The organism is Paenibacillus sp. FW507-14B1B (assembly GCF_058781425.1).
Map to the genome: position 1 here is coordinate 1,381,706 of NZ_JBYSWS010000002.1, position 13,824 is coordinate 1,395,529.

Genomic DNA, 13,824 nt, shown 5'->3' on the forward strand with positions numbered 1-13,824 from the left:
AAGCACAACAGATTACATCATTACATTACAAGAGCCCCTTCAACAGCGGTTCTGCGCTGTCGAAGGAGCTCTTGTAATTACCCACCCTTACGATGCTGTATCAAGACTTTATCAAGATGCTACATCCCTTTTGGTGAAAGCCCACCATGATACCAAGGCAAAAATCAAACAATAAATTGCAATTAAGATAATAGAGAAACTGAATCCAACTCCACCAGGTCCGACAGAAGAATGAATATAATTTCTTAGATCCATGTGTAGGATCAGAATATACTTCGCCCACTCATACTTATCAGGACTAAATAAGGCGCCGAATAAATTTTTCGTAAAGAGTAGCATCAGAGACAACCCGATCGCAAGAGAAGCAGAACGGAATACCGTAGAAATCATAAATGCGATCAGCGATATGATAAATAATTGAATATAGTCGGTAAGAAGCAATAGCACTATCCCCTCGATCCCCGTCACCTCTGGTCTCAAAGATATTGGTGATATACTCGGGAACAACAGAGCAGATGTTGTAAGTCCCACTATCCCTATAATGCCTGTACCGAACAAGGAGAACAGAATCATCGACAAAAACTTAGACAGTAATATTTTCCCACGGCTCCAAGGTCGTATAAGAAGAAGCTTGATCGTCCCCCAAGTAAACTCCCCTGCCACTAGGTCGGCTGCAATAACAACAGTAAATATGATGTTCAGCATAAAAGTGATATTTTCGATCAACATAAATGCGCTCCAGATGTCCACTCCTATACCGATTAAACTAATAAGCACAGGTAGAAGTACATTAAACACAGCCAGAATCCCAAGCATCACCCATGTACGAACACGGCTATAGATCTTCATATTCTCATTGGCAACCAGTTTCAAAAAGTCAGTCATGGCGTTCACTTCCCGTCATTTCCAAGAATTGATCCTCGAGTGATGTCGTAATCGGCTGAATTCCATACACTTTTACGCCGGCTCGAACGAACTCCGCATTAACCCCTGCAATGAAGTCCCGATCACCGCGAATGATTACCCGATTACCGTGTACTCTGTGCTGGACAGCTTCTAGGAGCTGCACTGCACGTTCAATATCATGAACCTCAAAGGCCGTTTCCTCAAAGGATCTTTCTCCTTCATCGGTCCGCAGCTGTCTTACATCAATCAGTTTGCCCTTCTGAATAATGCCGACCGTATCGCACATAAGCTCCATTTCAGACAGTAGATGGCTAGAAACGAACACAGTTGTGCCCTCTTCACGACTTAACGCACGTAAATAATCGCGAAGTTCCCTAATTCCCTGTGGATCTAGTCCGTTTGTCGGTTCATCTAGAATAAGTAGCTTCGGGCGATGAAGCAAGGCCTGGGCTACACCTAACCTTTGCCGCATCCCAAGTGAATAGGTGCCTACTTTGTCATGAATCCGTTCGGTAAGTCCAACCAATCCAATGACTTCTCGAATTCGCTCTTCCGTTATATCGGGCATCATACGAGCATAGTGTATCAAATTCTTATACCCTGACAAAAACTTATACATCTCTGGGTTCTCAACAATAGCACCAATCTGTGAAGAGGCCTTTTCGTAGTCCTTACGGATACTATATCCCCCGATTAGAATATCCCCTTTAGTAATGGACATCAGTCCAACCATCATCCGAATCGTTGTTGTCTTCCCTGCACCATTGGGTCCCAAGAACCCAAACACTTGGCCTGCTGGAATATCTAGCGTAAGATCCTGAACTAAAGTTTTTGACGAGATCACTTTCGTAACACCCATCAACCTAACAAGTGGTTCTTGCATGCATCTTAACTCCTCTACAACCTGTCTTATGAAAAAACTTCAATATTATCCACTTATCGTATCATAGTTTCAATACTCCGTGTTTCCATTAACGAAGACAGCATTACGACTTAACTTCGAACATGAACAGCAAATTCCAATAGGAATATCATCTCTAAAGAACCCCGTGCGAAATACACGCGCACTTCCCTCCTGGGCAACGAGTTGACAGCAACATATACAGTACATTTTCATTTCCTTCATAACCTGCAACTCCTTCTTCCTGAAGACACTCCTCCTGCGATACAATTCGTATCTTACTTGGAATGTATATAATTCGACGAATGATGTCAACCATTTCGACACGGTTTCAAATCTATTCCATCTCGTATATTTATTTCATTTATATCCAGCTTATTTGTAAACGCAATCATTTTACATGATTTTTTTTGTTTTTTATTAAAAATGTCATAATAAATATTGACGATATTCGTTATATGCGATACATTTTGTATCATGCAGTGTTTACTTCTGGTTACCTGTTTTTCACTGGATTTGGGACATAAGGAGGTGGAGATACACGTTGTATGGACATCGAATAGCAGAAATGAGGGAAGAGAAAGGATGGACCCAAGAAGAACTTTCAGCGGCGATTGGTATAAGCCGAGCCTCGCTTTCACATTATGAAAAAGATCGTAGAAAACCAAATTTAGAAACATTGATGCGGCTGGCCGATATATTCCACGTCTCCATCGATCACATTATTGGAAGAAGGAATCACACCCGCTCCGAATCAGAGAGTACACGCCTGCACCATAAGGATTAAACTGCAGTCTGTTAATCGAATACAACCCAAAACAAGACCCCACCATGGCCTAGCCAATTGGAGGGGTCTTTATTTCAGCTTTTATGTTCGTTAAACAGGTATGTGGGTTATTCATTCCATATGTGCTTTTAACAATGAGCTAATTTCGTCACGCTGCTCGTCACTCACTATATAATACCAGACACCATTTATTTTCTCGCCTCGGCCTTTCACCTCTACCTGTTCGATTCGATTTAGCTTCGTCCGATAATCCAGCATAAACGACTTCATTTCATCAAAACTAATATCTGTTTTCACACTGGTTCCAATTTCATCAAGTATAGACTCCAGTTTAAATACCGTCGAAACATTCAAGGATTTTGAAATTAAATCAAGTAATATCTCTCTTTGCCGTTCATTTCTTCCTAAGTCCCCTCTTGGATCTTCAAAGCGCATACGCGAGAATGCTAATGCTTCAGAGCCATTGAGGTGAATTTCACCTTTAGTAAACTGATACCCTTCATAATCAAAAGAAAAGGGGTTATTTACATCCACTCCCCCTAAGGAGTCTATTATGCGTGAGAATCCTTCCATATTGACCTTTAGGTAGTAATTTATCGGAAATTGAAGAAATTCCTCAACGGTTTGGATCGACATATCAACACCACCGAAAGCAAAAGCATGATTAATCTTATCAACCGTACCATGGCCAACAATCGTTGTACGGGTATCCCTTGGAATATTAAACATCAGAATGGATTCGTTAGCAGGGTTTACCGCTAGCAGAATCATCGAATCAGAACGCCCACGATCATTCGCACGCTCATCCACACCGAGAACAAGAACAGTAAAGGGATCGAGTTTCTCAGGATCTACAGCATTTTTTTTCTTGTCCTTGACACCCGAATTGACGCTTACGGGAATAGACGGTAGTGGTTTCCTTTCTTCATAGATGTGGTGCGCTGTAGATTTAACAGATTGATACACATAAATACCATATCCCGAAACAAGTATCAGAAGGAACGCCACCACAAATGTAGCGTACTTTATCTTTTTAGACATCCTAAACTCCTCCTGTTATTCGTGCGCTTTAAGTACCAATTTTTTCGAGACATTTCATTGAAACATTATGTATCGACAAAAAGGACCTATACCCTCGCTTCTTCTACTTCTCTAGTGGGTATATGCCTATAAATTAATCCAGCGCCTTCTATGAAAAGAGGGCGCCAGGATATAAGGTAAAAGAACTAATGACCAAGCAACGTAAATATAGTAAAATGTTTGTAACTAAAATTTTTGAATAATTATTGAATGATCGTGCTCATTAGACGCCGGCTTGTGCTGACCGTGCCAGTGTTTGTGTAAAATCGAATCGGAGTATCGTTGAAATGGTGAAACATCATCCGATTTAACATACCCGTGATCCGAAGCTTTTCATTCTCTGATACGTCTAATTTAGCGGTATAAAGACTGCTATTTTGCCAAAATTCTCGCGTCAAGGAACGACCAGAAACCAGAATTCGATCATAGGAGTCATCCAATTCATAACAGAGATTTACATTGGACGTTGTCGGAATTTCCCAATCACACAGAAACAGAATTTTCTCTGTGCTGAATTCAAGAGGGGTAACCTGATGCGTGCGTCCATTGATTTTTAGCTTCCCAATCGCCGTTAGACGTACTCCAATGCTTATTTGATGATGTTCTTTTTGGGACATCTGACTATTCATCTAACTCCTTCTTTTCGGCGAATTTCTGGTATGAAACATCCTGCTTTCGGATAGTATGATACTAAACGTTACATCGAGATACATTATGTATCTGTTGATTATTCCCATTTTACGATACATCTTGTATCTAGTCAATATGAAATGCATATGGATATTTTTCATCCAATGCTTCTAAAGAGTATCCCCAGCAATCGGAGGAGGACCATAAATGACTTACGGAAATCGAATAGCAGAACTACGGGAAAAGCAGGGCTGGACCCAAGAGGAACTTGCATCTACTGTTGGGATTACACGAGCTGCTTTATCTCATTACGAAAAGAACCGACGCAAACCAGACTTCGAGACGCTGACACTTCTCGCGGATCGCTTTAACGTTTCTATCGACTATTTAATTGGACGAACGAAGCATGAGAAGATGTCCATGGATACAGAGGTCCGTGATTTTGTGGATGGCTTAGAGCTTTCAGATCAAGATCTTCTAGAGCGCTTCAACCTCACTGTCGATGGTCGAAAATTGACCGAAGAAGAAGCCAAACGTTTCATTGCCTTTGTAAGAATGGAACGAATGATGAAATAATGAAGTCAGCACTTCACAGAAAAATCCCCGGCAGGCTGTAACAAAACAGTCCACCGGGGATTTTTCTCCCTTCAATTCGGGATTACAATTTTCAGCTTTTTCTCTCTTCTTCTAATACCAGCCATTTGTCGGGATGGATACCCATTTGATCTAGGAGCTTATAGATGTCAAGGTCTTGCTTGGTATTCTGTGATTGTCTTTCATTATGCCCTGATCCGGTCTCTTTCTCCACATTCATCTTACACTAACCTCGCTTATTTTCTACTATTTGCTTGGCAATCCATCCCATATGTATATTTCTACGATGATCACTCTTTTTTACTTACTTATCGATATTATACCTAACCCAAGTCTATGATGCTGTCGTCTGTTGGAACCATTGTCCTAGAAGATTGGTTCTAATTTTGTCGAATAAACAAACACCCACAGTGAGTTCATAAAAGAACTCGCTGCGGGTGCATAAAAATCACATATATAGGTCCTTAGTATTGTATCAATTAATTATTGCCACCTGTACGTGCTAACTCACGCATATTGGCTTCAAAGGCAGCTAACAAAGCAGTATCTCCTGTAAACCCTTGTTCTTGTGCTTTCTCGATCTGAAGTATCATTCGCTTATAATCTTTCGGAATCACACGTACGAACTGTCTAATCGATTGATCCCAATTCGCAAGAATTTTCATGGCTAGCATACTGTCTGTATACATGGAATGTCTTTGGATCATGCCAAATACAACTTCTATTTCGTTCGGATCTTCCAAATGCTCCAACAGGACCATTTCTAGATTACTTCGCTGAATCAGAACTCCTTCTGGGTCATATACGTATGCAATACCGCCTGACATCCCTGCTGCAAAGTTACGTCCTGTATCACCGAGTACAACAACCCGTCCTCCTGTCATGTATTCACAGCCATGGTCACCCACGCCTTCTACGACAATATGAGCACCAGAATTACGAACAGCGAAGCGTTCCCCTGCAATACCACGTATATAAGCTTCACCGCCAGTTGCTCCATAAAAAGCGGTATTCCCCGCAATGATATTCTCTTCTGCAGCAAAGGTAGCCTTAGGTGAAGGCTTCACAATGATCTTCCCTCCAGAAAGTCCCTTACCGATGTAGTCATTGCTATCGCCTTCCACAGTAAGCGTCATTCCTTTCGGCACAAACGCACCAAAGCTCTGTCCAGCTGAGCCTTCAAAAACAAACTGTATCGTATCTTCAGGCAAACCTGCTGCTCCATATTTACGCGTGACTTCACTACCCAGAATGGTGCCTACCGCTCGATCCACATTCGTGATGGGGAATCGTCCCTCTACCACTGTCCCTGATTCCAATGCAGGAGCTGCACGATCCAACAGGTAACGCATATCAAGTGTTTCCTCAAGACCATGGTTCTGCCGCTTCGTGCGGAATCTGGAGCTACCTTCTGGAAGATTCGGAGAATGCAGGAGTGCTGAAATGTCGATCCCCTTCTTCTTCCAGTGACTGTCTGCTTGAACTGCATCCAGGCAATCTGTCCGACCTACCATCTCTTCAATCGTACGGAATCCAAGCGAAGCCATTAACTCGCGTACATCCTGAGCAATAAATCTCATAAAGTTAACGACATGTGCAGGATCTCCGGTAAAGTTCTTCCGCAGCTCCGGATTTTGTGTAGCAACACCCACGGGACAAGTATCCATCTGACACACACGCATCATGATACAACCAAGCGCGACGAGTGGAGCTGTAGAGAAGCCGTATTCCTCAGCACCAAGCATTGCAGCCACAATCAGATCACGTCCACTCAGCATCTTCCCATCCGTTTCAAGCACAACACGATCACGCAGATTGTTCAGAATCAACGTCTGGTGTGTTTCGGCAAGTCCAAGCTCCCACGGCATACCTGCGTGGCGAATAGAGCCTTGCGGAGATGCGCCTGTACCACCGTCATAACCACTAACGAGAATAATATCCGCACGTCCTTTGGCTACACCAGCTGCTATTGTACCTACCCCAACTTCAGAAACGAGTTTAACGTTAATGTCTGCCCTCGGATTCGCATTCTTGAGATCATAGATCAGCTCTGCCAAATCCTCAATGGAGTATATATCATGATGTGGAGGAGGTGAGATGAGACCTACGCCCGGGGTTGAACCGCGGACTTCAGCAACCCAAGGGTATACCTTTCGCCCTGGCAATTGTCCACCTTCACCCGGTTTCGCTCCTTGTGCCATCTTAATCTGAATTTCATCGGCATTGACCAGGTAATTCGAAGTTACACCGAAACGTCCGGAAGCCACCTGTTTAATCGCACTCCGGCGTGAATCGCCGTTCGCATCTGGTACGTATCTTGCCGGGTTCTCTCCGCCTTCACCTGTATTACTCTTGCCCCCGATACGGTTCATCGCAATCGCAAGGCTTTCATGGGCTTCCTTACTGATCGACCCAAAGGACATCGCTCCGGTCTTAAACCGTCGTACAATACTCTCTATAGGCTCCACTTCTTCCAGTGGGACTGGCTCACCTGCAGGCTTAATTTTGAGCAATGCTCTTAAGGTCAAGTGCTGCTCACTTTCACCCTGTACCAACTTGGCATACTTCTTATATAAATCATAATCATTCGTGCGGACAGCCTGCTGAAGAAGATGGATCGTTCTCGGGTTAAAGAGATGTTCCTCCCCATCGTTTCTCCACTGATAGTCGCCACCTGAATCCAGTACCTTATCATTGCCATCCTTGTCAGTAAAAGCACGGTCATGATGCGCCAGCGTCTCAGCAGCGACTTCTTCAAGTCCGATACCACCGATTCGGGATGGTGTCCACGTAAAATATTGATCTACAAATTCCGATTTCAGACCGACCGCTTCAAAGATCTGTGCACCACGGTACGATTGGATAGTGGATATCCCCATCTTAGAGAGTACCTTCACAACTCCTTTACTAGCAGCTTTAATGAAGTTCTTTACTGCCTTTTCATGAGAAATACCACGGAGCATTTTCTCCTGAATCATATCATCAAGTGTTTCAAAAGCCAGATACGGGTTCACAGCGCTCACGCCATAACCAAGCAAGAGCGCAAAATGATGAACTTCACGAGGCTCCCCGGATTCGAGCAAAATACTTACTTTGGTCCGCGTGCCTTGACGGATCAGATGGTGATGTAGCGTGGATACGGCAAGCAGTGATGGGATTGCTGCGTTCTCTTTATCCACTCCACGATCGGAGAGAATCAGAATATTATGACCTTTATTGATAACGCGATCTGCCGCTTCACACAATGTCTCCAATGCTTGACGAAGCCCTTCTGCACCATCCGCTGCTGTGAAAAAGATAGGTATCGTCATCGATTTAAAACCTGGACGATGCACATGTCTTATTTTGGCGAAGTCTTCGTTTGATAGAACCGGCGAATCCAACCTTATATGACGACAACTCTCGGGCTCCGGATTCAGCAGATTACGCTCTGGTCCGATCGTTGTAGCTGTAGAGGTAATCAATTCCTCCCGGATGGCATCAATTGGTGGATTCGTAACTTGTGCAAACATCTGTTTGAAATAGTTAAACAAGCGCTGTGGACGCTCAGATAACACGGCCAGTGGGGCATCGTATCCCATAGATGCAAGCCCCTCAGCTCCGGTAAGTGCCATCGGTTCAAGTACCTTACGCAGTTCTTCATACGTGTAACCGAATGACTGCTGTAACTGACGTACATTTTCATGTTTCGGATTTGGAAGCTCTAGTGCTTCTGGAAGATCTTCCAGATTTACGAGATGCTCATCCAGCCAATCACGATAAGGCAGCTCAGAAGCGATACTCGCTTTCACTTCCTCATCAGATATAATACGCCCTTCCTTCGTATCTACAAGGAGCATCCGTCCTGGACGAAGACGATCCTTATAAAGTACATTCTCAGCCGGAATATCCAGAACACCTGCTTCAGAAGAGAGGACAATAAGATCATCTTTTGTAACATAGTAGCGAGATGGACGGAGCCCATTACGATCCAGTGTAGCACCAATCTGAATGCCGTCAGTAAAGGCCATTGCTGCCGGTCCATCCCATGGTTCCATCATCGTGCTGTGATATTCATAAAATGATTTTTTCGTTTCATCCATGCTTTCATGGTTGTTCCACGGTTCTGGAACCATCATCATTGCCACATGCGGTAATGACCGTCCACTTAAATACAAGAACTCAAATGTGTTATCAAACATGCCTGTATCGGAACCGTCTGGATTAATCACCGGTTTTACTTTTTCAAGGTCATTACCGAACAGCTCACTCTGGAACAACGACTGACGCGCATGCATCCAGTTCACATTCCCGCGCAGCGTATTAATCTCTCCATTATGGATCATGAATCGATACGGATGAGCACGCTCCCAGCTTGGAAATGTGTTCGTACTAAAACGAGAGTGAAGCAGCGCTATGGCCGATTCCACTCTAGCATCCTGCAGATCCAGATAGAACTGTCCGACCTGAACAGTGGTTAGCATGCCTTTGTATACGATTTTTCGACATGAAAGACTGGATACATAGAAGGTATCGCCTTCCGGTACACCACTATAACGAATAGCCAACTCCGCTCTTCTGCGGATGATATAGAGCTTCCGTTCAAAGCTGAGGTCGTCCTGTATGTCTTCGCTACGTCCAATAAATACTTGGCGGACATATGGCTTAGCAGCCTTTGCAGATTTGCCGAGCATTTCATCGTTCGTTGGTACGTCACGGAACCCAAGTAATAGCTGTCCTTCCTCAGCAATAATGGAAGCAAGCTGCGCTTCATGGTCTGCGCGTACGTCTGGGTCATGTGAAAGGAACAACATCCCCGCTCCGTAACCGCCTTGCTCTGGTAGTGTAAAACCAAGACGCAGTGCTTCTTGAACAAAAAAGCCATGCGGGATTTGCATCATAATTCCTGCACCATCCCCAGAGTTTGGCTCACTTCCTTGACCTCCACGATGCTCCATGTTGCTAAGCATCGTAAGCGCCTGACTTACAATTTCGTGGGATGGTTTTCCTTTAATATGAGCAACAAACCCCATACCGCAAGCGTCTTTCTCAAACTGCGGATCATAGAGTCCTTGTTTCTGGGGAAATTCAGTATGTTTCATAATATGCAACCTTTCCTGTTACAGATTGATACTGCAAAAACTCAGAAATAATGAAGGATAGATGGGCTGGCTACGCCTGCCGGTTGAGGATACACATGCATTAAGATGCAATAATGTACAAAAAACACAAAGAGGACAAGTTCGAAATTACACGTCAAGTTAGATTAGTGTAATCATTTTAGCACCCCAGTAATATCAGTGCAATTCAAAGTTTTTATGAATACGATAAGAATTGTTTTTGTGACTAGTCTCACAATATTAGAGGAAAAAAGATGTATTATAATGCAAAAAAAAGAACAAAAAAGACATTCCGAATGATTCGGAATGTCTTCATTTTTTTACACGGCAGGAGCCGGCTCTTCTGTTTTCACTTTTTTCTTATAGCGGTGGGTTAAGAAATAAATGGAGGTAATAATGAGGAATACCACCCCGAAGGATGCGAGCACTCCTGCATCTCTCCACATACTGCTTATGTCACCTGTCGATATCACAGACTTGAATCCGGATACGCTGTAAGTCATAGGCAACAATGGGTTAAGTGCCTTCATCCAGTTAGGAATCAGTTCCAGTGGGAACGTACCTGCACTGGTCGTCAACTGAAGAATCAGAATAACGATCGCGACAAAGCGTCCAGGCAGATCAAGCCAAGTTACCAAGACTTGAATCAAGAACATATACGACAAGCTCGTAATGAATGCAAACAGATAGAACATCGGTACATTTTGCACATCAAGCTTCAATCCATATAGCATAAGCACTACGGCGAGCAATGCTTGTATAAGACCCATTCCAGCAAAGGACAATGTCCGGCTCACAAAACGGTTAAATCCGCTAGCGCCTGGAACAGAAGTAGCATAAATCGGCATAACGATTGAAGTGATCAATGCCCCCACAAACAACCCAAGCGACAGGAAGTAAGGAGCAAATCCTGTACCATAGTTAGGCACTTCATTCACTTTATGCTCATCGACTTCGATAGGTTCTGCAAACATGTTGATCGTCTTATCCGTTGCCTTTACTTCACTCGTCTTATCCGCTGCTTCATTCAGCTTCTCCGCGAGTTCACCAGAGCCATCTTTCAGTGTACCCATACCACTTACCAGTTCTCCTGCACCAGCATGCAGCTGTTTCGAACCGTCAGCCAGCGTCGTAACACCGCTGCCTAACTTGTCTGCACCACTTGCAAGTGTCTGAATACCTTTGTTCAATGTGGATGCGCCGCTCGCAAGCTCCTTACTACCTGTAGCTGCTTCACCAAGCTTCGTAGCGAATAGTTTCAGACCTTCAGTAAGCTGACCTTGACCTGCGGTAAGCTGTTTCGCTCCTTGAAGCAGTTGTTCACTACCAGAGGTCAGTTGCTTTCCTCCCGCAGCAAGTTTCTCGGAACCTGCGCTGAGCTTTCCAGCACCTGCGCTGAGCTCAGTCGTTCCTTTCTGTAGCTCAGAAGCACCTGCTGCAAGCTGCTGTTGTCCTGCGTTCAACTCACTGCTTCCGTTAGCAACGGACTGACTCGCAGCAATAAGCTTTTGCACTTCTGGAGAAGCTGCAAGCTCAGGATTGCTTGCCGCCAATTGCTTAAGGCCTTCAGCCACAGCTTTGGATCCTTGCTCAAGTGAAGCCGTTCCTTCAAGCGATTGTTTCAATCCTGCATGTAGGCGTCCAGCACCTTCTGCCGTAGCCTGAGCACCTGCTTTTAACGAAGCAGCGCCACTCTGGTTCGCTTGAAGCCCCTCGGACAACTCACGAGTACCAGAAGCTGCAGATTCAAGTCCAGCTTGAAGTTTCAGCCCACCTTGACGCGCAGCCTCCGCCCCAGTCTGGAGTTGCTTGTGGCCATCTTGCAATTGTACTAAACCTGATGAGAGGCTACCAGCACCTTCATTCAACTTCCCTGCTCCTGCATTCAGATCCTTAACACCTTTGGTTAGAGGTGCAATACCTGATCGCAGTTCTTCGGTACCGCTAACCAGCTTGGACAGGTTCTCCTTCAGTTTCACAGCACCTTCATCCAGCTTTTGAGCACCTTCAGTAATTTTATTCGCTCCATCGCCAGCATCTTGAAGACCACCGGAGATTTTCTCTACTTGATCAAATAATGTTTCGGTATAAGCTTCTGTCACTTTAGCCGATACCTTAGCCTGGATTTGCTTCACGGCAGTTCCACCGATCTGCGAAGCCAGGAAGTTATAACCTTCGTTCGGCTCGAACACAAGCTTAGCCGGTTCCGGCTGGTCATCCATTACGGTTGTTGCCTTCTTCGAGAAGTCTTCAGGAATCATAATGGTCATGTAATATTTATTACTGGCCATTCCCTCTTCCGCAGCAGTCCGGTCAACAAATTCCCAATTAAAATCATCACTCTTCTTAAGCTCATCGACAAGATCAGCACCAGCAGTCAGTGATTTCCCTTCAAATTCTGCTCCCTGGTCATTGTTCACGATAGCAACAGGAAGATCATCCATTTTTCCATATGGATCCCAAAAGGCTCCGAGGAACATGCCGCTGTACATGACCGGGATGAACAGCACCGCAATGAGTGGAATCAGAATCTTTCGATTCCGTGCCGCAGCGGCAATGTCTTTAAAAAATACTGATAATGACTTCATCCAGTCTCTCTCCTTTTTTTATAGATACAGCAGCCTTGTGCCGACATCCTTGTCCTCTAAGGGACTCTTTGTATATAATTTGTGTCTCTTCATAAACCCACTGACCATTTATCTCATTTGGTCATTTTAAGCGAAAAAAAAACGACTTGCTTCATTCATTGTATTTCCCTAATACAGACCCGCACTCGTGCTTAGCGTACACTGCCATAGGAGACAAGAAAGGCTTTCGACACACCGCTGTCGCGCAAGTCTCTCCTGCCCCCTAGACCTCTAACTTCCAGCTTGCTCTTATGAAGTCGGCTTCGCTTCTCGCGTTGCTCTCAACCCATCTGCCAAGAAAAGGAGCATATATTCTTTAATTTGCTCTTTATGAAGCGGCTCTCGCAAATTGTTGAAATCCGCTGTCAATGCTCCATAGAGCTTTAGCATCACAAAGGATACCACCTTCGAGTCACAGGGCTTAATCTCACCATTCTGGATGGACTGATCCACCAATCTCTGCAAGTACCCAACGATCACATTCTCCACCTTAGTCAGACCATCGTTCGCCTTAGGTGTACCTAACTCCCGCTGTTCCTGTGAGAGCTTAATGAACAACGAATGCTCATCTCGGAACTCCAGTAAGGCGTCTAGCACACGATACAGATTATCGAAGAAGTCCCGATCCTCACGCATGATATGCTCAGCTATGCGCTTCATCTCCAATATCGCCGCGTGTAGAATTTCATCAAACAGCTCTTCCTTGTTCGTAAAGAATGTATAGATCGTACCCTTTCCTACATTAGCTATCTTCGCCACCTGATCCATCGTCGTTGCTTTATAGCCAAATAACGCAAACGATTTTGCGGCAGCTTCCAGCACCTGCTTTCGACGATCAACCGCTGGCATGCTTAACCCCTCCTTGAACATATAAAACTGTCTCTCAAAAATGACTAAAATACACTTTTGGTCATTCGGTCAAAAACTACTTTATCAGAATCCTCACAATATTGCAATATTCCTTTTCAAAAAAACAATAATTATCACTGCAGGAGTAATCGTATCCCCCAGCGTTTAATAAATAGAAGAAAATAATTGAAATGCTTCACGAACTTGAGCGTATATTTAATCTAGATAAGTGATTTTCACGATGTGTTTTACAATGGATAAAATTGCATAAGACCAAAGAGCGAATGGATTCGTTAATATATTGTAATTCATTTAGATGTATTTTTTGGTGTTGCTCTTCAAAAAACGATT

8 protein-coding genes and 1 pseudogene are annotated in these 13,824 nt (G+C 44.1%); 2 read left to right on the plus strand and 7 right to left on the minus strand.

Annotated features, from left to right (window positions below):
* Positions 1–111 precede the first annotated feature (111 nt).
* Together AC3WJJ_RS15045 and AC3WJJ_RS15050 are read right to left on the minus strand one after the other, a co-directional pair.
* Positions 112–885, minus strand: coding sequence for an ABC transporter permease (locus AC3WJJ_RS15045; RefSeq protein WP_492541785.1), 774 nt, complete (start codon positions 883–885; stop codon positions 112–114).
* A complete protein-coding gene (locus AC3WJJ_RS15050; RefSeq protein WP_492541787.1) occupies positions 878–1,789 on the minus strand; it encodes an ABC transporter ATP-binding protein in 912 nt (303 codons plus the stop codon). The genes AC3WJJ_RS15045 and AC3WJJ_RS15050 overlap by 8 nt, the downstream gene beginning before the upstream one ends.
* A 562-nt stretch (positions 1,790–2,351) precedes the next feature.
* Here AC3WJJ_RS15050 and AC3WJJ_RS15055 point away from each other — a divergent pair.
* Positions 2,352–2,546: pseudogene (locus AC3WJJ_RS15055) on the plus strand (helix-turn-helix domain-containing protein); the annotation flags it as partial.
* A 159-nt stretch (positions 2,547–2,705) separates the two neighbouring features.
* Here the strand turns inward: AC3WJJ_RS15055 and AC3WJJ_RS15060 are convergent.
* Positions 2,706–3,635 (minus strand): LCP family glycopolymer transferase, encoded by a 930-nt coding sequence (locus AC3WJJ_RS15060; protein ID WP_492541789.1) that lies wholly within the window; start codon positions 3,633–3,635, stop codon positions 2,706–2,708.
* A 242-nt stretch (positions 3,636–3,877) separates the two neighbouring features.
* Complete coding sequence (locus AC3WJJ_RS15065; RefSeq protein WP_492541791.1) at positions 3,878–4,303, minus strand: hypothetical protein; 426 nt, start codon at positions 4,301–4,303, stop codon at positions 3,878–3,880.
* Positions 4,304–4,511: 208 nt separating this feature from the next.
* Here AC3WJJ_RS15065 and AC3WJJ_RS15070 point away from each other — a divergent pair, with 208 nt between their 5' ends.
* Positions 4,512–4,880: a helix-turn-helix domain-containing protein gene (locus tag AC3WJJ_RS15070; RefSeq protein ID WP_422658181.1), complete on the plus strand. Its 369-nt coding sequence runs from the start codon at positions 4,512–4,514 to the stop codon at positions 4,878–4,880.
* Positions 4,881–5,377: 497 nt separating this feature from the next.
* On the opposite strand, the gene gltB is transcribed toward AC3WJJ_RS15070, so the two are convergent.
* The 3 genes from gltB to AC3WJJ_RS15085 form a co-directional block, all read right to left on the minus strand.
* Positions 5,378–9,979 (minus strand): glutamate synthase large subunit, encoded by a 4,602-nt coding sequence (gene gltB / locus AC3WJJ_RS15075; RefSeq protein ID WP_492541793.1) that lies wholly within the window; start codon positions 9,977–9,979, stop codon positions 5,378–5,380.
* A 338-nt stretch (positions 9,980–10,317) separates the two neighbouring features.
* Complete coding sequence (locus tag AC3WJJ_RS15080; protein ID WP_492541795.1) at positions 10,318–12,585, minus strand: YhgE/Pip family protein; 2,268 nt, start codon at positions 12,583–12,585, stop codon at positions 10,318–10,320.
* A 288-nt stretch (positions 12,586–12,873) separates the two neighbouring features.
* On the minus strand, positions 12,874–13,473 hold the full coding sequence (locus AC3WJJ_RS15085; RefSeq protein ID WP_492541797.1) for a TetR/AcrR family transcriptional regulator: 600 nt from the start codon (positions 13,471–13,473) through the stop codon (positions 12,874–12,876).
* Between the last annotated feature and the right edge of the window lie 351 nt (positions 13,474–13,824).

What these genes read in the sequence shown, in the direction of transcription:
- AC3WJJ_RS15045 (WP_492541785.1), bottom strand. Translation starts at nt 885, where the DNA reads ATGACTGACTTTTTGAAACTGGTTGCCAATGAGAATATGAAGATCTAT.
- AC3WJJ_RS15065 (WP_492541791.1), bottom strand. Translation starts at nt 4,303, where the DNA reads ATGAATAGTCAGATGTCCCAAAAAGAACATCATCAAATAAGCATTGGA.
- AC3WJJ_RS15060 (WP_492541789.1), bottom strand. Translation starts at nt 3,635, where the DNA reads ATGTCTAAAAAGATAAAGTACGCTACATTTGTGGTGGCGTTCCTTCTG.
- AC3WJJ_RS15085 (WP_492541797.1), bottom strand. Translation starts at nt 13,473, where the DNA reads ATGCCAGCGGTTGATCGTCGAAAGCAGGTGCTGGAAGCTGCCGCAAAA.
- AC3WJJ_RS15070 (WP_422658181.1), top strand. Translation starts at nt 4,512, where the DNA reads ATGACTTACGGAAATCGAATAGCAGAACTACGGGAAAAGCAGGGCTGG.
- AC3WJJ_RS15050 (WP_492541787.1), bottom strand. Translation starts at nt 1,789, where the DNA reads ATGCAAGAACCACTTGTTAGGTTGATGGGTGTTACGAAAGTGATCTCG.
- gltB (WP_492541793.1), bottom strand. Translation starts at nt 9,979, where the DNA reads ATGAAACATACTGAATTTCCCCAGAAACAAGGACTCTATGATCCGCAG.
- AC3WJJ_RS15080 (WP_492541795.1), bottom strand. Translation starts at nt 12,585, where the DNA reads ATGAAGTCATTATCAGTATTTTTTAAAGACATTGCCGCTGCGGCACGG.